This is a genomic window from Candidatus Neoehrlichia procyonis str. RAC413 (assembly GCF_000964795.1).
Classification (GTDB): domain Bacteria; phylum Pseudomonadota; class Alphaproteobacteria; order Rickettsiales; family Anaplasmataceae; genus Neoehrlichia; species Neoehrlichia procyonis.
In genome coordinates this window covers 622,328-646,701 of record NZ_LANX01000001.1, presented here as the reverse complement: position 1 = coordinate 646,701, position 24,374 = coordinate 622,328, and the positions used below count along the sequence as shown (strand labels likewise).

General features: G+C 28.3%; 18 protein-coding genes and 1 tRNA gene. 9 read left to right on the top strand and 10 right to left on the bottom strand.

Annotated elements, in window-relative coordinates; all coding sequences use genetic code 11:
• Window positions 1-9: 9 nt before the first annotated feature.
• Together thyX and NLO413_RS02355 are read left to right on the top strand one after the other, a co-directional pair.
• Window positions 10-852, top strand: a complete 843-nt coding sequence (thyX, locus tag NLO413_RS02360; protein ID WP_045808925.1) for an FAD-dependent thymidylate synthase — start codon at window positions 10-12, stop codon at window positions 850-852.
• A gap of 56 nt (window positions 853-908) precedes the next feature.
• Complete coding sequence (locus NLO413_RS02355) at window positions 909-2,105, top strand: multidrug effflux MFS transporter (RefSeq protein WP_045808924.1); 1,197 nt, start codon at window positions 909-911, stop codon at window positions 2,103-2,105.
• Window positions 2,106-3,455: 1,350 nt separating this feature from the next.
• Here the strand turns inward: NLO413_RS02355 and ruvB are convergent.
• The 3 genes from ruvB to ccmC are packed head-to-tail and all read right to left on the bottom strand — an operon-like array spanning window position 3,456 to window position 5,730.
• The gene (gene ruvB / locus NLO413_RS02350) at window positions 3,456-4,433 is read right to left on the bottom strand and encodes a Holliday junction branch migration DNA helicase RuvB (protein WP_045808923.1); all 978 of its coding nucleotides are present in this window, start codon (window positions 4,431-4,433) and stop codon (window positions 3,456-3,458) included.
• A 5-nt stretch (window positions 4,434-4,438) separates the two neighbouring features.
• A complete protein-coding gene (ruvA, locus tag NLO413_RS02345; RefSeq protein ID WP_045808922.1) occupies window positions 4,439-5,023 on the bottom strand; it encodes a Holliday junction branch migration protein RuvA in 585 nt (194 codons plus the stop codon).
• Window positions 5,020-5,730 (bottom strand): heme ABC transporter permease CcmC, encoded by a 711-nt coding sequence (gene ccmC, locus NLO413_RS02340; protein ID WP_045808921.1) that lies wholly within the window; start codon window positions 5,728-5,730, stop codon window positions 5,020-5,022. The genes ruvA and ccmC overlap by 4 nt, the downstream gene beginning before the upstream one ends.
• Window positions 5,731-5,864: 134 nt before the next feature.
• Between ccmC and gmk the strand changes: the two genes are divergently transcribed.
• The 5 genes from gmk (at window position 5,865) to NLO413_RS02315 (ending at window position 11,427) form a co-directional block, all read left to right on the top strand.
• Window positions 5,865-6,509, top strand: a complete 645-nt coding sequence (gene gmk, locus NLO413_RS02335) for a guanylate kinase (RefSeq protein WP_198138894.1) — start codon at window positions 5,865-5,867, stop codon at window positions 6,507-6,509.
• Between the two features lie 437 nt (window positions 6,510-6,946).
• Window positions 6,947-7,846 (top strand): bifunctional 5,10-methylenetetrahydrofolate dehydrogenase/5,10-methenyltetrahydrofolate cyclohydrolase, encoded by a 900-nt coding sequence (locus NLO413_RS02330; protein WP_045808920.1) that lies wholly within the window; start codon window positions 6,947-6,949, stop codon window positions 7,844-7,846.
• 58 nt (window positions 7,847-7,904) lie between these two features.
• Window positions 7,905-7,980: transfer RNA gene (locus NLO413_RS02325), tRNA-Val, on the top strand.
• A gap of 300 nt (window positions 7,981-8,280) precedes the next feature.
• Window positions 8,281-9,738 carry a hypothetical protein gene (locus NLO413_RS04770; RefSeq protein WP_052690374.1) on the top strand — a complete coding sequence of 486 codons (1,458 nt, stop codon included), beginning with the start codon at window positions 8,281-8,283 and terminating at the stop codon, window positions 9,736-9,738.
• 636 nt (window positions 9,739-10,374) lie between these two features.
• Window positions 10,375-11,427 (top strand): hypothetical protein, encoded by a 1,053-nt coding sequence (locus tag NLO413_RS02315; protein WP_045808919.1) that lies wholly within the window; start codon window positions 10,375-10,377, stop codon window positions 11,425-11,427.
• A 772-nt stretch (window positions 11,428-12,199) separates the two neighbouring features.
• Here NLO413_RS02315 and NLO413_RS02310 read toward each other — a convergent pair.
• From NLO413_RS02310 to aspS, 7 genes are all read right to left on the bottom strand, one after another.
• Window positions 12,200-12,976, bottom strand: coding sequence for an alpha/beta hydrolase (locus tag NLO413_RS02310; RefSeq protein ID WP_045808918.1), 777 nt, complete (start codon window positions 12,974-12,976; stop codon window positions 12,200-12,202).
• 3 nt (window positions 12,977-12,979) lie between these two features.
• Window positions 12,980-13,498 (bottom strand): c-type cytochrome, encoded by a 519-nt coding sequence (locus NLO413_RS02305; RefSeq protein ID WP_045808917.1) that lies wholly within the window; start codon window positions 13,496-13,498, stop codon window positions 12,980-12,982.
• A gap of 173 nt (window positions 13,499-13,671) precedes the next feature.
• Window positions 13,672-14,832, bottom strand: coding sequence for a proton-conducting transporter transmembrane domain-containing protein (locus NLO413_RS02300; RefSeq protein ID WP_320408733.1), 1,161 nt, complete (start codon window positions 14,830-14,832; stop codon window positions 13,672-13,674).
• Window positions 14,833-15,847: 1,015 nt separating this feature from the next.
• Window positions 15,848-18,466, bottom strand: coding sequence for a pyruvate, phosphate dikinase (gene ppdK, locus NLO413_RS02295; protein ID WP_045809370.1), 2,619 nt, complete (start codon window positions 18,464-18,466; stop codon window positions 15,848-15,850).
• 246 nt (window positions 18,467-18,712) lie between these two features.
• Complete coding sequence (locus NLO413_RS02290; protein WP_045808915.1) at window positions 18,713-19,207, bottom strand: RDD family protein; 495 nt, start codon at window positions 19,205-19,207, stop codon at window positions 18,713-18,715.
• A gap of 3 nt (window positions 19,208-19,210) precedes the next feature.
• Window positions 19,211-19,795 (bottom strand): HAD-IA family hydrolase, encoded by a 585-nt coding sequence (locus NLO413_RS02285; protein ID WP_045809369.1) that lies wholly within the window; start codon window positions 19,793-19,795, stop codon window positions 19,211-19,213.
• Between the two features lie 694 nt (window positions 19,796-20,489).
• Window positions 20,490-22,280, bottom strand: coding sequence for an aspartate--tRNA ligase (gene aspS, locus NLO413_RS02280; protein WP_045808914.1), 1,791 nt, complete (start codon window positions 22,278-22,280; stop codon window positions 20,490-20,492).
• A 177-nt stretch (window positions 22,281-22,457) separates the two neighbouring features.
• Here aspS and NLO413_RS02275 point away from each other — a divergent pair, with 177 nt between their 5' ends.
• Window positions 22,458-23,045, top strand: coding sequence for a BON domain-containing protein (locus NLO413_RS02275; RefSeq protein ID WP_045809368.1), 588 nt, complete (start codon window positions 22,458-22,460; stop codon window positions 23,043-23,045).
• A gap of 9 nt (window positions 23,046-23,054) precedes the next feature.
• A complete protein-coding gene (gene gshB, locus NLO413_RS02270; protein WP_045808913.1) occupies window positions 23,055-23,999 on the top strand; it encodes a glutathione synthase in 945 nt (314 codons plus the stop codon).
• The last annotated feature ends 375 nt before the right edge of the window (window positions 24,000-24,374 follow it).

Sequence of the window (24,374 nt, the reverse complement as noted above, 5' to 3'; positions counted from 1 at the left end):
GAGGGTAATATGAAAACACGGCGTGTTGTTGTTCCTGAATTAGAGAAAGTTTTACATAAAGATTATAAAGTATTAGATCATGGATTTGTTAGGGTTATTGATTATATGGGGGATGATAGTTCTGTTGTACAGGCGGCTCGTGTTTCTTATGGTAAAGGTACGAAACATGTAAATCAAGATGCTGGTTTAATTAATTACTTAATGAGACATTTTCATACTACTCCTTTTGAAATGTGTGAGATTAAATTTCATGTTAAATTACCTATTTTTGTTGCTAGACAATGGATACGTCACCGTACTGCTAGTATTAATGAATACTCTGCTAGGTATTCAATATTAGATAAAGAATTTTATATTCCAGATGATAGTCAAATATCAGAACAGTCTTGTGATAATGCTCAAGGTAGGGGAAAGGTTTTATCTAAAGAATTTTCACAAGAAGTGATAGATCTTTTAAAGCATGATGCAACTCTAACATACAATAGTTATAGTAGATTTTTGGAAAAAGGCTTAGCAAGAGAGATATCTCGTATCAACTTAACATTAAACTATTATACTCAATGGTATTGGAAGGTAAATTTGCATAATTTGTTAAGATTTGTTAGATTAAGGGCTGATGAGCATGCTCAATATGAGATAAGAGTTTATGCAGAAACAATACTAAATATTGTGAAATTTTGGGTACCTTTAACTTATAATGCGTTTGTAGAATATTGTTTAGAAGCAAAAACTTTATCAAAAAGTGCTTTAAATGTTATAAGACAATTAGTTAATGGGCAAGAAGTAAGCAGAGAAAGTAGTGGTATGAGTAAAAGAGAGTGGAATGATGTTATGATGATTCTAGGAAAGTAAAATTAAAGATTATCAATTAGCTTATTGTTTATATAATTGTTCTCTATGGAAAGGTGATGCAGATTTTAAAAAAATTAATTTTATTTTTAGTAGTAATAACGATTACTATTTGTGATATGTCGTGTGATATTTATACACCTAGTTTGCCGAAAATTAGTGACTTTTTTAATGTTGGACATGCCGTTGCTCAGTTAACGGTAAGTTTAAATTTAATTGGCGGCTCGCTTTCAGGGTTGTTGTACGGGCCACTTTCTGATTATTATGGACGTAGACCTATAATGTTAATAGGAATAGCAATTTTTGGATTAGCAAGTATAGGATGCTGTTTTGTTAATAATATTGTAATGTTGATTATTATGAGATTAATACAAGGATGTGGTGCAGGTGCCGCAGGAGTTATAGGATATGCGGTAATTAATGATATGTTTTCCGGTAATGAATGTGCAAAAAATATATCGTATGTTAATATGGCAATAGCTTTTTCTCCAGCTATAGGTCCAATATTAGGTAGTTCAGTAATTTCTCGCGGATATGACTGGAATGCACTTTTTATGATAATATCGTTGTTATCAGTAATACTTTTCATTTTTTTATATGTTTATATGAAAGAGACGATAGTAAAGAAATATACAGATAATCTTAACTTTTATTGTGTTATCAGAAAATATATTAACTTAATGATGAATATGAGATTTTTGGGGTTTGCATTAATTTATAGCTTAACAATTATGTGGGTATGGGCATCTATTGTTAATTTACCTTTTGTTTTTATTAAATCAATGAATTTACCAGTAGGGAATTATGGTTACCTTATTGCTATACATGTGATTTCATATGTTATTGGTACCGTTGTTAATCAAAGATTAGTAGAAAGAGCTGGTATGAATAAAATGTTAATTGTAGGATTGTTGTTAAACTTTGTACCAGATATTATCATAGTTATGTTGCACTATTCTAGTGTTATATTAACTCCGTTATTGATAGAACTTATCTGGGTTCCATCTGGGGTTGGAATTGCTTTTACTATTGGTAATAGTATGGCGTCTGCATTTAAAGAAACGCAAGATAGTGGTACTGGATCAGCATTTATTGTGTTTTTACAAACAATTTTTGGTGCTTTTGGAATTTATATAGTAGAATGCTTTTCAGATGGAACTATTGTTGCAATAGCGTTTTTGCCAATAATATGCTCTGTTATTGCTATAATAATATATACTGCTTTATATTTTACAAAAAAAAAGGAGATGTGTTGAGTAATTTTTGTTTATTTTAAGAATAATAAGTAACTATATATTTAACAATTTTAAGAATGCTTATATTTGAATATGTGTAGAATATTATGATTAGAATATTATTCTGTAGTTCTTATAAGTAAATGGCGATAAAAAATTTTGTTATTAAGAAAAGTGAGATAAAAATAGTTTTTGCTAGAGGGTAGTATGGGTGTTGTAGAATGATAGATGGTCAACAAATTGTAAAACTATTTTGTATTTTTGTAAATATTATGGGAATGGGTATATTATAAATTGTTATAAAAATGAGGGTAGTTTTTGCTATAATATAGTTGACAGAGCTAGCAATAAAGCATAGTGATGCAAATATGCTTTACTTTAGACCTTCCATATTGCACGTATTTGGTATGATTGTAAAACTTTTGCTTTTTGTATAGAAAAAAGCAATTAGACAGTATTGTATACTATTAGGTAAGAAAAATTACATTTAAATACTGAGAATAATTCTTATTAAGTAAACAAAAGCTGTGCGTATAGATTCAATATATTAAGTCTTATAAGAATTTATTAATTGATCATATTGGGTTATATATTAAAAAAATTTATATCTTATAAAAAGGATCACCTAATTTGTGAAATATGAATGGATTTATATGGTGCTTATTTTTATATTCTGATAAAATTGCTAATTAAATGCATAAACATGAAATAACTATAATTGTGAACCTTATATAGTTATAATTTGGATTTTTTATATGCTTAGATAGCTTAGTGTTGAAATGTAATTAAACAAAAAAGTTATGCTTAAGAAAATTTTAAAATAATTGAATTGTAAATTCATGACTATATTTTTAGTTTTAGGCTTATAGGTTAGGTACTGTGTGTTAGCAACTAGGATTACTTAGATGTTTATTTTTAATGTTGTTACCTAATGATATGTAAATAATATTTTTTTAATTACTTTTGCTATGTGTTATAACAGATTTATTATGAGATAATTATGATTGTTTAATAATATTATTTTAACATTTAGTAGTAACTAAAAATAGTTGATTATTAAACTACTGTATTTTTTATAGCATAAAGTATAGTAAATTTAAAAAATAATAGTATTTTATTCATGAAAAAGCTACTAAAATTTAATTTTTGAATCCTTGTTTCATGGTTGGAATATATATGATATTCTTGCCTTTGTTTTGATTAATTAGTTTATTTTACATATAATTGTATATCAGCTTGGGAAGGATTAATAAGATAAGCCTTTCACAGTGGCAAGTATTTCATGATAATACTATGTTTAGTAGTAAAATGAACCAAAATGTAATATGCATCACAATATTTGATTTTTCAATTCTAAAACGTTAAGATATATTATACAAGTGCATTATCTGTTAAGTACTGCATTGCTTTAGGTGTTATTACTCTTCCTCGTGGTGTGCGTTGGATAAAATTTATTTTTATGAGGTATGGTTCTATAGTTTCTTCAATATTATTAACATCTTCTGATAATGCTGCTGCAATTGTTTCTAATCCTACCGCTCCTTCAGAGTCAAAAATAAATTTTAAATAACGTATATCTAACTTGTCTAACCCCACATTGCTGATACCTAACTTAGACAAAATTTGAATTACAAATGAGCTATTGATTACGCTATAACCTTTAACCTCAAGAAAATCCCTAAGTCTTCTCAGCAACCTTAAAGCAATTCTCGGAGTACCACGGGATCGTAATGCGATTTCTTTTGCACCATCATTGTCAATATTGGTATTAATAACTTTTGCTGCGCGCTTTATTACGAGTATTAGCTCTTCTATTGAGTAAAATTCTAAGTGTAATGGTATACCAAAGCGATCTCTTAATGGGTTTGATAGTAATCCAAATCTTGTTGTGGCTCCTATAAGTGTAAAAACTGGCAAATCGATTTTTAATGTTCGTGCACCACATCCTTCGCCAATTACTATATCTAGGCAGTAATCTTCCATTGCTGGATACAATATTTCTTCAATGTTACGATTAAGTCTGTGTATTTCGTCAATAAATAATACATCTCTTGGTTGAAGATTTGTTAATATTGCTGCTAAATCTCCTGCTTTATTTAATAGCGGCCCAGCAGTGGATCGAAAATTTACTTTTAGTTCTTTTGCAGTAATGTGTGCTAATGTTGTTTTTCCTAGTCCGGGTGGACCGTATAGTAATATGTGATCCATTTGCTCTTTTCTAGCATAAGCTGCATCAATAAACACTTTAAGGTTACTAACTATTTCACTTTGTCCAATGAATTCTTCAAGCAGATTGGGCCTTAAAGATATATTACGTTTGTCTTCTTCAGACTCATGACTTTTTAACATTATATTTACTCAGATAATTCTTGCAATGCATGATAAATTATTGCTTGTATGCTATAATTAGGATATTTACTGTTAATTTTTTGTAATACACTAAGAGCTTTAGATTTATCATAACCTAGGCTTAGCAGTGCTGCTAGTGCATCATTTAATGAACTGTTATTTTCTTTGTTTATGATAGAGTCAAATTTTATTTTATTAACTTTAGCTGATAATTCAGCAATAATTCTTCCTATTAACTTGTCACTAATGCCTCCCATTTTGAGAGTAGCTTTATCATTATCAATAATTGCTGAAAATATTTGTTCAGGGGTTAGCTTGTCTAGTATATTAAGGGCAGTTTTATAGTTTATTCCATTAACTGTTATTAGCATTTTTATGCAATTTTGCTCTTGTATATTTAAAAATCCATATAATTGGGTAATATTATCTCTATTAATATGGGTTTCAATATATAGTTTAATATTATGTCCTATAATACATTGTTGTAGGGATCTTGAAGAGAGATATACTATATAACCTACATTATTTACGTTAAGTATAATATGATTATTGTATAGTTCTTCGACATTTCCTATTAGAGTTCCTATCATAGATCCTCGTTAGCAAATTGGGAGAGCCTTGTGTTAATTTTCTGTATATTTATTAAGGTATAAGTTCTAATAATTAATAGTATAATGAATAAAAATGATAATGCGATAAACATAAATATTAGAGGCATAAGCATCGAAATATCTATGGCAATTCCATTTTTACGCAATATACTTGCAGGTTGATGTAAAGTATTCCATATGTTGACAGAGAATTTAATTATTGGAATATTTATTGCGCTAAATATTGCAAATATAGCTGTAGAGCGACTTGACCTATACTCATTATCAAAAAAATTCCATAGTGCTAAGTATCCAATATATAGAAAAAATAATATAAGCATTGAAGTAAGCCTTGCATCCCATACCCACCATGCTCCCCAAGTACATTTGCCCCATATACTTCCAGTTACTAAGCAAATAAAAGTGAAACACATTCCTATAGGGGCAATTGCATGGGATAGTATTGATGCTGTTACACTTCCCCGCATTAATATAGGAAAGCTTAAAAATGCTATTGATAAATATGCTCCTAGTGATATCCAAGCTGATGGAACATGTATATACATAATTCGTACAATTTCTCCTTGCTTATAGTCTGGTGGTGAAGCGTAAAATGCCATGTATATACCAAAAATGAAAAATAGGACGAATAAGCAAATAGCTAAAGGAAGAAGAATGTTTAGACAACGAAGAACAAAGCGGCTCATTACTTAGCTTTTTATAACTTTAGTTAGGTATACTACCATAGGTAATTTTTTAAAACAATATTTAATAGTTGAAATTATACACATATTAATGGTATACAATGGAAATATATTAGCAGGGTAGAAGAGAAAAATTAGTGACTTTTGAATTAAAGACAGAAGGAGTTATGTTAGTAATGTCATCTCCATCTGGTGGGGGAAAGACTACAATTTCAAATTTGTTAGTAAGTGATAAAAGTAATAATATGGTGCGTTCTGTTTCTGTGACAACTCGTTTTCCAAGAAGCGGGGAAGTACATGGGAAAGATTATTTTTTTGTAAGTGAGAGTGAGTTTTTAAAGCTTTGTAATTCAGGCATGATGTTGGAATATGCAAAGGTTTTTGGTAATTATTATGGAATTCCGTCTGATTTTGTAAAGACTTGTGTTAATAATGGAATAAATGTATTATTTACAATAGATTGGCAAGGAGCGTTTAAGTTGATTGAATTGATGAGACAGTACGTAGTTAGTATTTTTATACTACCACCATCGATGGAAGAGTTACAAAGACGCCTATATAATCGTAGTGGTTATGATACTGAGATAGAGGATAGGCTAAATGAAGCTTCATTTGAAATTAGTCATTGTTATAGCTATGATTATGTTATTGTAAATTATGATGTTAAAGATAGTGTTAATCAAATTCGATGTATTTTAAATGCAGAAAAATTAAAAACCAAAAGACAAATCAAGTTAGAAGAATTTATTACTCAAAGTCTTAGTATAAATAAACAATATTGATATTTGTTATAGTGTACAATTATACGTAATGGTAATTACTGTAGGATAGAAGATTTTTGTGATAGTTTATTAGCAGTTTAATAGTATTTTTGTTTTGTTGCATAGTTATATGTTTTACTTAAAAAATATTATAAGAATTAATAATGTGATTTATACTTTTACAAATAATGTTATATGGATTATTATGCTAGGTTAATTATGTTTATCTATTGTAGATAAACGTTTACTGTAAATAAAATATATTATAAGGTATTGCGAAAAGCTAAGCTTTATATTTTAATTGTATTTTTTGTAAACTTTAGTGTTTCAATAAAGCTATTGCTTTTTTTTACCATAGTTATACATTACATAATGTAGGTTATTGATATTTTGATTAGCATTAACTTAATAGTATAAGGTACCATTTATAGTTATAATTATGTATATGTAGGATTTTAATGAACGATAATATTATAAACGGTAAATTAGAGTCTCGAAAGTTACTGGATCGTTTATCTGCTTGTATTAGTGATTTAAAATTAAATTATAATTTGATACCATCTTTAGTGGTAATACTTGTTGGAGATGATCCTGCTAGTAAGCTGTATGTTGGTAATAAGCAAAAGAAAGCTGAACAATTAGGAATTTTATCAAAAACTTTATTTTTACCTTCTACAACTTCACAGGATGAATTACTTAATACAATTAATATGCTTAATGCTGATTCAGGTGTGAATGGGATTTTGGTTCAGTTACCATTACCAAAGCATATTGATAAAAATGTAGTGATTAATGCGATTAATCCCTGTAAGGATGTTGATGGGTTTCATAATGAAAATGCTGGTAAATTAGTAACAGGACAGTTAGATTGTTTAATTCCTTGTACCCCGCAAGGGTGTATTTATTTAATTAAAACAAGATTACGTGATTTATCTGGAAATAATGCTGTTGTTATTGGAAGGTCAAATATTGTTGGAAAACCTATGGCATATTTATTATTGCGTGAAAATTGTACTACAACAATTGTTCATTCTGCTAGTGCTAATATAGCAGAACATTGTTGTAGAGCTGATATTCTTGTAGCTGCTGTTGGAAAAGCTTGTCTTGTTAAGTCATCATGGGTTAAAGCTGGTGCAGTTGTTATTGATGTTGGAATAAATCTAGTAAATCAAAATGGAAGTAATAAATTTGTTGGAGATGTTGATTTTGATGAAGTAAAGGATATTGCATCTGCTATTACTTCAGTGCCTGGAGGAGTAGGACCAATGACGGTTGCATTTTTAATGGTAAATACAGTAATATCAGCTTGTAGACAATATGGATACAATTTGTTTGTTGAGCAGTATTTAAGATTTTAAAGTAATAATAATTTCTTTGTTGCCAGAGGTAATTTTTATAGTTTATAATAATAGAAATGGGCGATTAGCTCAGCTGGTAGAGCATCTCGTTTACACCGAGGAGGTCAGCAGTTCGAATCTGTTATCGCCCACCATTGTTTTATGTTGATAGAATGGTGTTATGACAATAATGTTATATTAAATTATGTGGCTGTTGAAAGTTTAATAAATGTAGAAAGAAAATTATATAAATAGATGATATTTCATTTGTATACGATTAATTTATAACGAGCTATGAATATTCAACAATATAGTAGATATATATTTTGAATAAAAAGGTTATGGTTAATGCAAATAAAATTTTTGGTTAGTATATACTAACTTTATTAATTAATATTAATTTAATATTTAATTATTTTACTTATTAAAGAGTAATCAATAAATAGTTAATTATTATGTTAAAGAAGTTAAATTTAATTTTTAAAGGACAGAAAGAACGATTTGTAAAAAATATATTAAAAAGGCAAAGTTTTAATTTGTTGACTAAAAAGGAAGACTTGAACAATGCAGATGATAATATAGTGATGAATTTAAGGACAGTTTTTAAAGGACAGAAAGAACGATTTGTAAAAAATGTATTAAAAAGGCAAAGTTTTAATTTGTTGACTAAAAAAGAAGACTTGAACAATGCAGATGATAATATAGTGATGAATTTGAGGACAGTTTTTAAAGGACAGAAAGAACAATTTGTAAACAGTATATTAGAAGAGCCAAGAGCTGACTTGTTTGTTGATTCACAAAAAAATTTGCATATTATTAATAGTGATAGTAGTGAACTTTATGATGCTTGTGCACGTATTAATGAAAGAATGCAAATATGGAAATATGCTGCTAGACAATTTGGTGCATGTGCTAAAAACACAAAATATTGTGTTCCAAAAGAACAGCAAATTAGTATTAGTCTATCAAGTGATAGGGTGGCTTTTGATCATAGAAGGAATATGGGAGTACGTTATTATCATGAGTCTGTGTATCAACAAGAAGTTGGAACAGAGAATCGTAAATTTAGTAGAAATGGTCCAGATGTATTTGTAAATAGATTTACTATGAGAGATCAGTATGATGCTATAAAAGTAATAAGAAAGAATAAAGGTTATAGGTTATTTGATAAAGATGGTAATGTATATGATACGACTGGTAGGAAAACCAAGAATATAAAAGATGCGGTAGCTTATGTTATTACTCTTGATGGAAAATTAATTATTTCTGATAAGCAAACACACATTCCCTTATGTGATGATAACGGAGTATTCCATGTAGATTTTCACTCTACATTATTAAGACATAAGCCGGGAATATGTGCTGGTATGATGAAAGTAAAAAATGGTAAAATTACTATGATTAATATAAGTAGTGGACATTATACTCCGACACAGGAAAATTTATTTAATGCAGTAAAAATTTTGGATAAAGCGATTGCTTCTAATGCGGATATATGTTCATATTATGATATAATTATAGGTAATGAAAAAGATATAAAATCTATAGTGATACAGAGAATGTTTATTAAGGAAAATAAAAAAGAATTTTTGCATAGAATGGAAAGTAAAGGTGATGATGGATTAGCAATTCCAGAAAGATATTTTAATTATATGCGTCAATGTAAGGTGAGTGAACTAAGTTTTGTTAATAATGATAGTCTTATTATGGATAAGATAATTATTCCTAAGAAAGCACATGGGTATTGTGATGTTGAAAGTGATTACGATGAGAGTTTAACAGTGGATACAAGCGAAAGCAATTTTGCAATAGTTTCTCTGAATAGTAATACTAAAAGTAATAATAGTGTTCCAAGCTGTGTTCAGAACACTGAAACGGTAAGAAATTATGCTAGTAATGTTTGTAGACTATGATCTGTCTAACTACTTAATTTAATTGAGTAAATAATCTAAAAAAATGTCTAAAATGTTATTTTTGAGCATTTTTTTAAAGAAATTTATAATGCTGTGTATTATTTATTAATCTATTTATTATTCACTATCAGTTTATTTAATTTTTAATTAAGAGCTTTTTAAAGCTATTAACTCTTTGTCATTAAAGTATGTGTGTAATGATTACTAATTGTAATTTGACATAGAGCTAAAATTAATCTATTTCTAAGATTATTGTAAGTGGTGTATTCGCTTTATATTAGAGAAATATAGAAAACGGATGGCTATATTTAATATTCGATTGAATTCTTAATAGTAAGTACATTATTAATCAGTATATTTAACTTTTTAAATTTTATAATAACTAATTTAAATAGAGAAAATCTATATTAAATTATTAATTAAATATTAATTTAATATTTAGCTTTTAAATTTATTGTATAATTTAATAAGCATGGCAATACTGAGTTCTTGATAGTAGATTATTATAGATTTACCGTATATTTATAGTGTTAAAGTATTCTTAATAATTTAATATATTTATTACGTTATTAATTAATATTAATTTAATTTTATGTATTTAAAATTAATTATTATTAACATTTATTAAGAGTAAATATGAATATAAATATATTAACAAAAGCACAAAATTTATATAGTATTGTGGATCCACAACGCATAAGAAGATATGTCAACACTAATAGTTCAGGCATTATTATAGCAAGACAACAGCGATATCCAGAACGTAATAAGCTACGACTAACGGAAAATCTTTATACTGAGCGTGCTATAATACCTAAAGAACAGCAAAGTTCTATATGTCAAGGACGTGAACCAAAATTTATGAATAATGAGTTAGGACTAGATGTAGAAGTATATTTTTCAGAATTTTCTTATGACGGTAAGTCTCGTGGAACTGGAGTCATAAAACAGTGTGATGATGGAAAATATAGACTGCATAATGCAAAAGGTGCATTATATAATACAGATGTAAAAAATATTAGGTCAATCGGAAGTCGTATTGCAATAAAAAATGAATTACCTTACGTTGTTACTCCTGACGGTAGGTTATTGATACTTGATGACTCAACAGGACGTCATTTTTTTGATAAGTATGTTGTTTTAAGCCGTGGTCATGGTGTACTAGTACAAGAAAAGCCAGTAATGTGTGCTGGTATGATAAAAGTTAAGGATGGTAGAATTACTAAAATGAGTGCAATAAATGGGACTTATAGAATGTCGCAACAGCATTTATATAATGCGGTGAAGCTTCTTGACAATGTGATTAGCAAAAGTGCGAAAATAGTATCGTCACATAAAGTAGTTGATGATGAGATGGTCACTTACAAAGAAAGTAAAGAATCATTTTTGAAAAAAATGGAGAAAAAGTTAGAAGAACGTGATAATACTCCTAGTCAAGAAAATGATGCAGGTAACGTGAAAAGTAAAAAATTATTCTCAGAAAGGGTACTTGATACTATACGTGGTATGGTTCATCATAAAAGTATCAATATTAGTGGTCAGGATGAAAGATCCAATAAAAAGTTGCTTGATACTATACGTGGTACAATCCATCATAAAATTGCCAATGTTAGTGAGGATGGTAAATATACTCAAAAAGTTACAGAAAGTAGAATTGCATTCAGTGATTGCCAAGTGACTAAATTGTAAAGAGGTATTTGATATGCAGTAATATTGAATTAGTAATAATAATATTATTATATGTAGCTATTAATAGCATAATTTAGTAATTGTCAAATACTAAATTGTAAAGAAGGCTTTATGCAGTAATGTGAATTAGTAATAATATCTCATTTATGCAGCTATTAATAGCGTAATTCAGTAATTGCCAAATGACTAAATTGTAAGAGGAATTTGAAAATAATGTTATTTTATGTATCTGTTAATAGTATGGTATTTTATTTTTTAGTAAAAGCTTTAAAGTTTGATGATTAATTTATAGCCAAAAAGGTTTTTAATTTTTTTATGACAATATAAAATAGAGTTTGAGTTTTTTTTATGTTATAGAAATTTTAATTTATAAAGAGTGTTTATTGCTTAAATATGCTTTACTATCATTAAGTAAATGTCTAGTTTGATACTTGAAACTACTTTTGTAGGTTCTGATTTTGTTTGTGATATATAATTAATATATATTACTGTCAAAGATGTTAATTTTGTATATTGTAACTTTTTTGCTTTTTTGAGTTGAAAGCACACAATATAAGGCATTTACATTTTTTGAGCTAACAGCGATTGTGTAAGAGTTCTCTTTATATAAGAACATTTATTATTGTTGTTTTCTTGGGTAACTTTTTAAGTAAATGCAGTTAATACTTAAAAAATAACTTTTATAATTTTTAGTTTTTTGCTGCAAATATAAATACTATGAAGTGAAAGTTATGTAACCCTGTATATTGGTGTTTAAGTAAAGCACAGGATATTAACATTGAGCTAACAGTGATTGTATTGCACTGAAAGTTACATTTAAAGAGTGTTCATCTCTCAAATAATGATTACCTGATTTAATTAAATGCAAGTTAACATTTGTAGATGTTATCTTTTCTGCTACATGTATAGATGTACTATATGGAACTACTAGATCGCTCATACTATGTATTAAAATAACAGGACAATTAATATTGATATTATCATTATTTAGTAGTAAATGTTTCCTGCCGTCTTTAATAAGATTATCTGTTATATCGTATGAACGGTCTTCATATTTATTAAAGGTAAAAATTATTTGATTATTAGTATGTAAGCAATCTTTTTGTTCTTGTGTAAGTTTATTAAAAATTAAATTTTCTGTAAAATCTGGTGCTGGTGCTAATCCGAGTAAACTTATAACTTTATGAGGATAAGATTGTGCTATTAATAACATAAGCCATCCTCCCATACTTGACCCGATTATAATTTGGGGTCCATTAGTTAATGATTCTATAACACTAATGCAGTTTTTATACCAATCGCCAATAGTATAATCAGTAAAATTTCCACTTGAATGTCCATGCCCTAAGTAGTCAAAAACAGTTAAATTTAAGTTATGTTTATTACAGTAATTATATAAGGCTGTTGCTTTTTCTCCGTACATATTTGACCCAAACCCTCCCAGAAGTAATATTGAAGGTAGATTACTATTTTTTTTTAGCTGACGGTATGCTATTTTATGATTGTTATTGTGATCTAATACTAAGAAGCTTGGAGAGTAGTCTGTCATTCTTTATTCCTCTAATGATTTTAAATATGCTAGTAAGTCAGCGATATCCTTAGGATTTGATATACCTGCAAAGGACATTCTTGTTCCTTTTATATAAGCCTGAGGCTTTGTTAGAAACATGAATAAATCTTCTTCTGACCAAATTCCACCTTTATTAAGTAGCGCTTTAGAATAGTTAAAATTGCTCAAGTGAGCCTTATTATTACCTATTATATGCCATAAGTTTGGACCTACCATATTTTTACCTCCTTTTTCAAATGTATGACATGCTATACATTTTTTTGATATGTTTTTACCTTTTTCTGCACTGGCATTTATCATCAAAGACTTTATATCTATTGTTTTTTCTGGTAATTTTTGTGTAGCTTCATCTTTAGGTAATATTGTAATCTCATATCCTTTTACATTATCTTTATGATTATGAGGGTTATATATTAGGTCAACTATGTTACTAATAACCAATATAAGAAATGATGCAAATAAAACTGCTGTTGCAATTTTATTTAAGTGAAAGCCATCCATAACTTATATAAACCAGGATTACAAAACATGACTTTAACAAAGATAATTTACTTATTGTATATAGTCAATATGTAACATGGATTTAAGTCAATTTTTAATTTACAAGTAAATGCTATAATAATATCTAATGAGCTAATTAGGGGAGGTTGGATACTTAATAACTGTATAAAAAACTATTGAAAGGTAATAAAATTCATCATATGGTGTATAATGCTTGGTTTAAAAAATAGTATTAAAGTACATATTGATGTGATAAGCATAGGGATTAACATACATTTTGGTGCTTCTTTTATATTATGTATTGAAGATGGCATGAAAAATACTTTGTATATTATTGGCATAAAGTACATTGTGTTTAATAAAGTGCTTAGTATTAAAATTGACATAACGAAAAAATTTCTTTGATGTAACAATGCAGAAATAATATCAAACTTACCCCAAAACCCAGAAGTTGGTGGAACTCCTATCATTGTAAGTGCACCTATGCTAAATGCTATCATAGTAATGGGCATATATTTTCCTATACCATGAATTTCACTTATATTTTTTTTTCCAGTAGACGTATATATTGCACCAGCTGCGAAGAATAATGTGATTTTTCCTAGAGCATGAGATATTAACTGGAAAATAGCAGCTTTTATAGAGGCATTTGTATAAAGCGATGCAGCTACTATAATGTATGATAGTTGCGATATAGTTGAGTATGCAAGCAGCTTTTTTAAATTGTCTTGCTGCATTGCAATTAATGAACCTATTATTACAGTTGTTGCTGATGTATACATTAATATGTTGTATTCTGGTGCAACTATTATATGTGTTTTTTGTACTCCCATTATATAAACTATAATTTTTAATATAGTAAATACACCAGATTTAACTACTGCTACAGCATGCAATAATGCACTTACGGGTGTTGGAGCGACCATTGCTTTTGGCAGCCAAAAATGTGTAGGCATAATTGCTGATTTTCCTATGCCATAAGAAAATAATGTTATTATAAGAATAAGGAAAGGAGCTGATATATCACCTTTAAATATACCACCATTATGAAAATCTAAAGTTCCAGTTATATTAAAAGTTATTACTATAGCGGGAAAAAATAATGCAATAGAGGTGCATAATAATATTTTTATATAATATTTACCGGATAATTGTGAATTACTGTTAATATAGTAAGTAATTAATGGATAAGTGCAAATTGTAAGTAATTCATAAAATATAAATAGTGTTATTAAATTGCCAGAAAAAGCAATGCATATAGTGCACCCTATACTAGCAGCAAATGATGCATAGAAAATACTTTGCTTTTTATTATGTGAATCGTTATGATACATGTAACTAAATGTATAAATATTAGTTATTAGCCATAAGAATGAGGCTAAAATGCTAAACATCATCCCGATAATTTCTATATTAAAGCTTATAAGTATTTGTGGATAAAGAAAATAGTAATTTAATAGGAAAGCACTTTTATCCTTTACGAAAGTGCTGTAAATGTTTATAATTATGATTATTAGTGCCAAAGATGACACTAAAGTAATAAGTTGTTTTGCATATAATAAATTTCTGAGCATTAAGATAAGCACTGCACATAAAAATGGTAACAAAACTGCAATAATCATTAAAATGTTTGCTTTGCAGAGTAAGGTGCATATTTTCATCAAGAAACGTTTACTATTCTTTATCATATAAATAGCAAAAAAATCATATTAAGAAAAGTGTTTTTTAAAGTATATATAATGAGTACTATAGCGTAGCTTTTTAAAACGTGAATGTAAGGCTATTATAATATTGTAATAGCTGATTTATAAAGTTGTTCATATTTAAGACATATATCTCATATGAAAGAAGATTTTTGTTAATATAAATAACTAATGTATTTATGATAAATTTTTAATTTGAAATATAAAAGATGTACTTTTGATAATATTTTTATATTCATATTGATATATACTTAGGATTTGTACTTAATTGTAAATGGTTATTATATAATAATATTGTTGAAATTTTTTATATTAAAACCATTTTGGATTATATACATGTGACTTTTATATGATGAATTAATAGTGATAATTAATTATGATTTGTTCAATTGATGTAATATATGTATATCTTGAAGTTATAAATGTTGTGTTAAGTGCGGTTATTAAACAACCATTGTAAGAATTAATTTATGCAGCAAATATATAATTTAATTTTTTAACTTGAAGTTGTGGTTGTTATAGCATTAATTAACTATTAAGAAAATAAAAATTATTTTATTTATTATAGTAATAAAAGATGGCTTTTATTTTACAAATTATATTCTGTACAGTCAAACCATAAGATGTTTTGCTATTATAGAAGCCCTTATTTTTGTGCTATTACATATTGTGCAGCTAGCAACTTTGTAGCTGGAATCTTATAAGGGGAACATGATACATAATTTAATGCTAGTTTATGACATAGCTCTATAGTTTCAGCAGTGCCTCCGTGTTCTCCACATATTCCTATTTTAATATTGGAAGAAGATTTTCTTCCTAGGGTAGAGGCTATTTTAATTAATTGTCCAACACCTTCAATATCTAAAAACTCAAAAGGGTCATGCTGAAATATTTTTGCAGTTTTATATGATCCTATGAAGTTATTTGCATCATCTCGTGAGATACCTAGAGTTGCTTGTGTAAGATCATTTGTACCAAAACTAAAAAAGTGAACATGTTTAGCGAGTTTATCTGCAATCAATGCTGCTCTTGGTAATTCTATCATTGTACCTATGCTATAAGGTATATTGTTAAATTGAATAGATACATTTTTTATTAACTCGCTAATAATAATAATCTCTTTTTCACTAATAATAAATGGTATCATTATTTCAGGAATTATGTTATTAATTCCTTTTTCTTCTTTTAGCTCTTTTATTGCAGTAAAAATTGCCTTTGCTTGCATTTGGTATATTTCAGGATATGATATTGCAAGCCTACATCCCCTATGCCCTAACATTGGATTTTTTTCTAAAAGACATGATACCTTGTTTTTAAGATCGCTAAAAGATTTTCCTGTTTTTTTTGAGATCTCCATTAATGCAGCATCATTATTTGGTAAAAATTCATGTAAAGGAGGATCTAGTAATCTAATTGTGATTTGTTTCCCAGCCATACATGAAAATATGGTTTTAAAGTCTTCTTTTTGCATAACTTCAAGTTTTGCTAAGGACTTTTTACGTTCTTGTACATCACTTGCAATGATCATTTCTTGCATGATAGTAATTCTATTATGTGCAAAAAACATATGTTCAGTTCTGCATAGACCTATACCATCTGCTTGAAACGTAATTGCTTTATTTACATCTTCAGGAGTATCTGCATTTGCCATAACTTTTATTACTTTTATTTCATTGAGCCAACCCATAAAATCATAAAAACTTTGTGAAAGTTGCGGAGTGACTGTTTTGATACTACCTAATATAATTTCTCCAGTACTACCATTAATTGTAATGTTATCTCCTTTATTGACTTTAATATTGTTATTTGTATAAAAAAATTCCTCATTCTTATCAATAAATAATCCACTTGCACTGCAAATACATGGTTTTCCCATTCCACGAGCTACTACAGCTGCATGAGATGTCATACCACCTCTTAGAGTAATAATTCCTACAGCACTGTTCATTCCATTAATGTCTTCAGGATTAGTTTCTTGACGTATTAAAATTACTTTTTTACCATCTTTTGTTAAACGTTCAGCATCACTAGATGTAAAAGCAACACACCCGGAGGCTGCACCTGGAGATGCTGGTAATCCTTTTTCAATAATTATATTATTATAATTACTTTCAAGTACAGGGTGAAGTAGTTGATTAAAAGAGTTATAATCAACTTGTAAAATGGCATTTTCCTTTGATATCAGGTTTTCTTTAACCATACTTACAGCTATTTCTAACATGGCTTGAGCACTACGTTTTCCTGATCTAGTTTGTAAAATCCATAGCGTACCATTTTGTACAGTAAATTCAATATCTTGCATATCATGATAGTGTACCTCAAGCTTATTGCATACTTCTGTCAGTTCATCATAAATGTGTGGCATTAAAGTTTGCATTTTACTGATTGGCATAGGGTCAATAGTACCGGATACTATATCCTCACCTTGTGCATTTACAAGAAATTCTCCAAATATTTTCTTTTCTCCTGTGGATGGGTTTCTAGTGAAAACTACTCCTGTTGCTGAATTTTGATTTATATTACCAAAAACCATTGATTGTACATTTACAGCTGTACCAAGGTCATGAGGTATATTATGTATTTCTCTGTATGTAATGGCTCTATTGTTCATCCATGATTTAAATACGGCGATAATAGAGCTATATAGTTGATCATGTACATTTTGAGGAAATTTCTTATTAGTTTGTTGAAGTATAATTTCTTGAAATTCTTCTGTAATTTCTTTTAATGTTGATGAATCCGTAATTGGATTGTTAAGAGCAATATTCATTGCTCTTTTTTTATTATTTAGTATTTCCTCGAATAAATAATTATCTAATTTCATAACTGTATTGGCATACATTTGAATGAATCTTCTATAGCTATCGTATGCAAAACGTTGCCCGCTTTTTTTCGCTAGCCCTTCTGTTATTTCATCGTTGAGCCCAACATTTAAAATGGTATCTAACATTCCTGGCATTGATTTCGCACTTCCTGAGCGTATTGACACTAGTAATGGATTTACTGGATCATTAAACTTAAGGCCTACTTCTTCTTCAAGAAACTCTATTGCTTTTGCTAGTTGATCAAAGATTTCTTCAGGAAGTTTGTTATGCTTGTAGTAATAATTACAAGTGGATGTTGAGATTGTAAAACCGGGAGGTACTCTTACGCCGATATTACACATATCTGCAAGATTTGCACCTTTACTACCTAGTAAATGTTTTAAATTTAGATTACCATCGCATGTGTTTTTGCTAAAGCGGTATATTAATTTCTCTATCATGTGTATTGTACCAGAAAAAGACTGACCATATATTTCACCATGTGTAAAATCTGACAAATTACTAATAGCTATATAAATATTCTTTAATTTTTTTATTCATAACGCGTGCTACAACATTAAGGCCATTCATCATAAATTTTCTTTTTTATTATATGTATAATTGACCGATTTGGATACTATTAAATAGTATAAGCTTACCTACTATAATATATATACTATTATTACAAAAATAAAAAAATATAAAAATTATTTTTTGTTAGTAAATTTTCCTGTGACAACTATAGTGTCAAAAAGGATATCATGAAAAGTTTGCCGTTTTTGTGAAAATATAGCAATTGAGTACCAATAGACATACATAACCAGTATTACTATTTGAGCAAAAAGTGCTGTGATTACAATGAATGATGACTTGTGGGCAATATTTACTATTTGGGTTAGTATCATAATAATGATTGGGCATAAAAATTCAGAAAGTGTTCGATCAAATGCTGTTTGTGTATCAATTTTATTATTATTGCATTTAGCGGTATGAATATTTAAAAGTTTTTGACCAAGAGTTGCTTGTGTTGACGATGATAAAAAATATGTGTAATAGCTACAATTTACAGTAATACTATATAGTAAAAAAATGCATGGTAGATCTAAAGATATTAGCGAAAATGGGAATATGAAAATTAGTAATATTGTAGAATCAATAACATTTGCAAAAATTCTTTGTGGGATAGTTGCTAATATATTCATTTTTTAATTCAGCAAATTTATTATAAGGTTACTAAATTCTTTAAAATGAGTAAAGGATAAAACTCCACTAATATTAATGTTGCTGTTATACATTATAGGAAAACAATTTGCATTTTTTGCACTTTCTACATCTGATATGCTGTCTCCGATAAAAAATACTTTTTCATTTGGTGGAAGGTTTATCATTTCTAATGCTGCTAATATTGGTTTCGGTGAAGGTTTATTCTCTGGTGTATCACCAGCTCCTATTATACTTTTAAAATATTTTGCAATACCAATATCATAAACATCACGACGTAAATAATGACCGTTTTTATTACTAACAATGGCCATGCTTATATTATTTTGATGTAACAATTCTAGTAGTTCTAATATGTTGTCATTAAGTTGTATTTTATATTGTGTTTGTGATTTATTAAGTATTTGTTCATGTGATATACTTAATTTTTTTAACTTGCTATTGAGCAAAGCATTATTTTTTTTTGATAAGGTTTGACTAACAATTTGATAATTTATGTTACTAGTGTTAACTATGGTATTATACCAGTCAAATATTACGGCTGATGGTACATTTGTAGGGTATATCATAATATTTAGTGTATATATAAAAGATATATTTGACAATATTTAAGTTAACATGATATTAATATTATTATAAAGCTTGCAAATTAATCTTAATTGAAATTAAAGTAATAATATAATTACCATAATGATATATACAACGTAAGTTAGCTAAGTTATGTAATTGAAGATACATTATAGTATTACGATTTATTAAATAGGTATTTTCAATGCCAATAAATTGTAAATTGATAAGCCATTATTGTGATATAGTTATTAGTTATAAAGCTATTTTAGTACGTATAAATTTAAAAATCTCTTATTAAGTGCTTATGTTAAGGGGAGGGGGAAGGAGGTATTATATTAGTTTACTATGTTATAGGATAGCTATTTGATTGTATTAGTGTGTTAATTATATATTAATGGGGTTTATTATTTATAAGTAAATTTTATAAATGTGTTACTTAGATTTATTTTTTAATATGTGATTTTTGATTAGAATTTTGGATTATACATTTAATTAATGAGTTTTTATGTATTGTTAAGCATATTGTAAAGCTTCTTTAGTGCAGTATAGGTTTCAGTACATTATAAAAATTGCTTATTCCTTCATAGGGTTGTATCTTTTGCTGTATCCATTACTAATAAAAGTAACTTTAAGGGTTTTACAGTATAGATAATAACGCACTACGTGCTATAATTCGTGTTTATTTATATTAAATTATGTATTATCTTTGGTTTCTGATTCTTTTAATGATAGTGATAATTCTTTTAATTGATTATCATAAATTTTTGATGGCGCTCCCATTAATAAGTCTTCTCCTGTTTGGTTAAGCGGGAAACATACAACTTCTCTAATATTTAATACATCAGCCAATAGCATTAATATGCGATCTATTCCTGGTGCTATACCTCCGTGGGGTGGTACTCCATATTTAAATGCTCGTACTATTGAACCAAATTTTTGATTAACGTCTTCTCTATTGTATCCAGCAATGGAAAAAGCTTTATATATTATGTCAAGTTTGTGGCTACGTATAGCTCCGCTTGAAATTTCCACACCATTACAAACAATGTCATATTGATAAGCTAAGATATCTAAAGGATTTGCATTATTTAAAGCTTCTATACCGCCTTGAGGCATTGAAAATGGATTATGAAAAAAGTCTATTTTATTTTCTGTATTATTGTACTGAAAATAAGGAAAATCTACTATCCAACAAAATTTAAATGTATCTTTTTCTATTAAATTTAATTCCGTACCTAACAATTTTCTAATTTCTCCTGCAAGTATAGAAGCTTTGTTTGGCATATCTGATATAAAGAATATACTGTCTCCTGGATTAAGGTTAGCAGTAATTTGTATTTTCTTTATTTGTTCTTCATTTAAAAATTTTGCTATAGGACCTTTTGCAGTAAAGTTACTATCAAATGTAATATAGCCAAGGCCTTTAGCACCGATCTTTTTTGCATACTCTATTTTACTGTCAAAAAAGCTTCTAGAATTATTTGCAGTATTTGGGGCAGGTATTGCTCTTATTACCATACCTGAAAGGATATTTGTTCTAAATGTATTGAAATTTGCATCTTGAAAGATTTCTGTCATATCAGTAATAATGATCGGGTTTCTTAAGTCTGGTTTGTCAGACCCATATTTTAACATTGCATCATGATATGATATTTTAGGGAAATTGCGTGATACTTTTTTATTAGAGAATTTTGTAAAGATAGTATATAATATTGGCTCAATAGTATTGAATATGTCATTCTGAGTAACAAAAGACATCTCTATGTCTAATTGATAAAATTCCCCAGGGGATCTATCAGCACGTGCATCTTCGTCCCGAAAACAAGGGGCTATTTGAAAATACTTATCGAATCCACTTGTCATAAGTAATTGCTTAAATATTTGAGGAGCTTGAGGTAAAGCGTAAAATTTACCCTTGTGTATACGGCTTGGAACTAGATAATCTCTTGCCCCTTCAGGAGATGATGCTGTTAGTATCGGAGTTTGTATTTCGATAAATCCTTGATCCCACATGATCTTTCTGAATTCAGCAATTACTTGAGATCTTAAAAGTATATTCTTTCGTATTTTTTCCCGTCTTAAATCTAGAAATCTGTATTTTAATCTTGTTTCCTCAGGGTACTCAGCAGTGCTGGAAATATTTATTGGTAATATATTGGACTCTGTTTCAATATTTAAATGATGTACGTATATTTCTATGTACCCAGTTTCTAAAGTTGTATTAATAGTTTCTTTACTTCTAGCAATTACTGTTCCTTGTACTGTAATAACGCTTTCTAATCTAATATTAGTGATAGTATTAAAAATTTCATTGTGTGTAGACGCGTTGAACACTAATTGGGTAATGCCATAATGATCTCTTAAATCTACAAAAACGATACCACCGTGATCACGTTTTCTGTAAATCCATCCAGATAAAGTAACTTCCTTGTTTATATCGCATTCTCTTAGTTGGTTACATAAGTGCGTCCTATATGTTTGCATAATTTTTTATAATTTTATGTATTTATCATTTTATTATAATAGTGCTATTGTTTAAAGTGTTTTTATAGATTGAAGATATTTTTTATATTTGTACGTTACCTTAATTAATATATCAAATATGTTTACACAGTTAAAAAATTTATTTATATAGCAATAAGGAAATCTATGTTTGATGCGATGCGTATTATTAATTTACTACTGGTAGTTTGCTTAATGATTAGCCAGACTAGTTGTACGGCTATTTTAGCAGGATTAGCTGTTACTACCGGTGCAATTGTTACGCTTCAAGATCGTTCAGTTGGAGATACAATAGATGATACAGCAATTTTAATTAAGATTAATAAAGAGCTATTTAAAATAGGCATCTTTTCGTCAGTAACAGTTAAGGTAAATGAGGGGAGAGTTTTACTGCTTGGGAATGTCAAATCACTAGAAAAAAGAATTAGTGCTGAAAAAATAGCTTGGCAGCAGAAAGATGTTAGAGAAGTAGTGAATGAAATTAATGTTGAAAAAAGTGGATTAAATTTAAAGGAACTTGCTATAGATAGTGTCATTAGTACACAGGTGAAGGCACGTATAGTTGGACGCAAAGGTGTTAAATCAATAAATTATAGTGTAAGTACAATTAATGGTATTGTTTACCTAATGGGCATTGCCCAAGATAAAAAAGAGCTAGATACTGTTGTATCAGCAGTACGAAAGATTAGGGGTGTTAAACAAGTAATTAGTTACGTTAGGTTTAAAGATAGTAAATTACGACATTAGTAAGCAGTTATGTTGTTAAGAATTGCCTTTCAAATGGATAGGGATGTTATTGCTGAAAAAGACGTATCTGTTCATTTTATTAAAGAAGCTCAAAGAAGAGGATATTTAGTGTTCTTTTATGAGCCACATCAACTTGCTTTTAAATTAAATAAACCAATTGCGCAAGCATCAATTGTATATGTACAAAATAATATGCTATGTTTTGGCGAGGAAGAAGAGCTTGATCTTGAATCGTTAGATATATTATTTATTAGACAAAATCCGCCCTTTAACATGCGGTATATTACTTCAACATATATTTTGGAAAAACTAAAAAACGTTGTTTTAATTAATGATCCAAAAAGTCTTAGGGATTGCCCGGAAAAATTATTGCCTTTATCATTCCCACAATTTATTCCTCCCACTTTGATTACAGAGAATATCCAATTGATTAGGTACTTTTATCAGGAATATGAGGACGTGATTTTGAAACCACTTTATAGTTATGGGGGTAATGATGTAATACGATTTTGTAAAATAATGAATATAGAAGTTATAGCTAGCTTAATGATTTCAAAATATAATTGTCCAATAGTTGTTCAGAAGTTTTTACCTGATATATATAGTGATAAAAGGATAGTACTTTTAGATGGAAAACCAATAGGTGCAATAAAACGTAAAATATTATCTCAATATGAAATAAGAACAAATTTAACTTTAGGATCAATTCCAGAAGCTACTACATTATCAGATCGTGATAATGAAATTTGTTCGTTAGTAGGTAAAGAATTATTATCTCGAGGGTTAGTTTTTGCGGGTATTGATATTCTGAATGGTTACTTATTGGAAATTAATGTTACTTCTCCTTGTGGTATTCTACAGATAAATCAAGTATATAATGTTACCCTTGAAAAGGATTGTTGGGATTGCTTTGAAAGTAAGCTAAAAGATAGAAAATTTTCTCTAAACAACTAGTGTTTGTTAATGTTAATTAACTTGTGATTTTTTTATAAAGCAAAAGCAAGCATATCAGTTAAGTATTATTAGGATTGCTTTAAATTAATAAAATAGTAAAAGGTATTTTTCTGTGAAACTAGTGTGACAAATTATAGGACTGTACTTTATGAGATTTATGTAATTATATCGTGCAATAATTCTTAGCGCCTGTATTTTTTCTGTTGTACGTGTTGCTTTATAATTTGAACAGTGCATTAATTATGGGTGAAGGTTTTGATTTTAGCAAAATGTCTTTATGATCTGCTGTTTATTTTGGATGGAAAATTGTATATTATTTTTAATTGATAAATTAAGAAGCTGTTGTAGCTATATGCTTATGATAATGTTATGTTG

Coding starts and splice junctions, on each gene's coding strand:
- ccmC (WP_045808921.1), bottom strand. CDS start 5,730: ATGAGCCGCTTTGTTCTTCGTTGTCTAAACATTCTTCTTCCTTTAGCT.
- ruvB (WP_045808923.1), bottom strand. CDS start 4,433: ATGTTAAAAAGTCATGAGTCTGAAGAAGACAAACGTAATATATCTTTA.
- NLO413_RS02315 (WP_045808919.1), top strand. CDS start 10,375: ATGAATATAAATATATTAACAAAAGCACAAAATTTATATAGTATTGTG.
- aspS (WP_045808914.1), bottom strand. CDS start 22,280: ATGCAAACATATAGGACGCACTTATGTAACCAACTAAGAGAATGCGAT.
- gshB (WP_045808913.1), top strand. CDS start 23,055: ATGTTGTTAAGAATTGCCTTTCAAATGGATAGGGATGTTATTGCTGAA.
- ruvA (WP_045808922.1), bottom strand. CDS start 5,023: ATGATAGGAACTCTAATAGGAAATGTCGAAGAACTATACAATAATCAT.
- NLO413_RS02330 (WP_045808920.1), top strand. CDS start 6,947: ATGAACGATAATATTATAAACGGTAAATTAGAGTCTCGAAAGTTACTG.
- NLO413_RS02300 (WP_320408733.1), bottom strand. CDS start 14,832: ATGTATCATAACGATTCACATAATAAAAAGCAAAGTATTTTCTATGCA.
- NLO413_RS02310 (WP_045808918.1), bottom strand. CDS start 12,976: ATGACAGACTACTCTCCAAGCTTCTTAGTATTAGATCACAATAACAAT.
- NLO413_RS04770 (WP_052690374.1), top strand. CDS start 8,281: ATGTTAAAGAAGTTAAATTTAATTTTTAAAGGACAGAAAGAACGATTT.
- thyX (WP_045808925.1), top strand. CDS start 10: ATGAAAACACGGCGTGTTGTTGTTCCTGAATTAGAGAAAGTTTTACAT.
- NLO413_RS02305 (WP_045808917.1), bottom strand. CDS start 13,498: ATGGATGGCTTTCACTTAAATAAAATTGCAACAGCAGTTTTATTTGCA.
- NLO413_RS02275 (WP_045809368.1), top strand. CDS start 22,458: ATGCGTATTATTAATTTACTACTGGTAGTTTGCTTAATGATTAGCCAG.
- NLO413_RS02290 (WP_045808915.1), bottom strand. CDS start 19,207: ATGAATATATTAGCAACTATCCCACAAAGAATTTTTGCAAATGTTATT.
- NLO413_RS02285 (WP_045809369.1), bottom strand. CDS start 19,795: ATGATATACCCTACAAATGTACCATCAGCCGTAATATTTGACTGGTAT.
- NLO413_RS02355 (WP_045808924.1), top strand. CDS start 909: ATGCAGATTTTAAAAAAATTAATTTTATTTTTAGTAGTAATAACGATT.
- ppdK (WP_045809370.1), bottom strand. CDS start 18,466: ATGATAGAGAAATTAATATACCGCTTTAGCAAAAACACATGCGATGGT.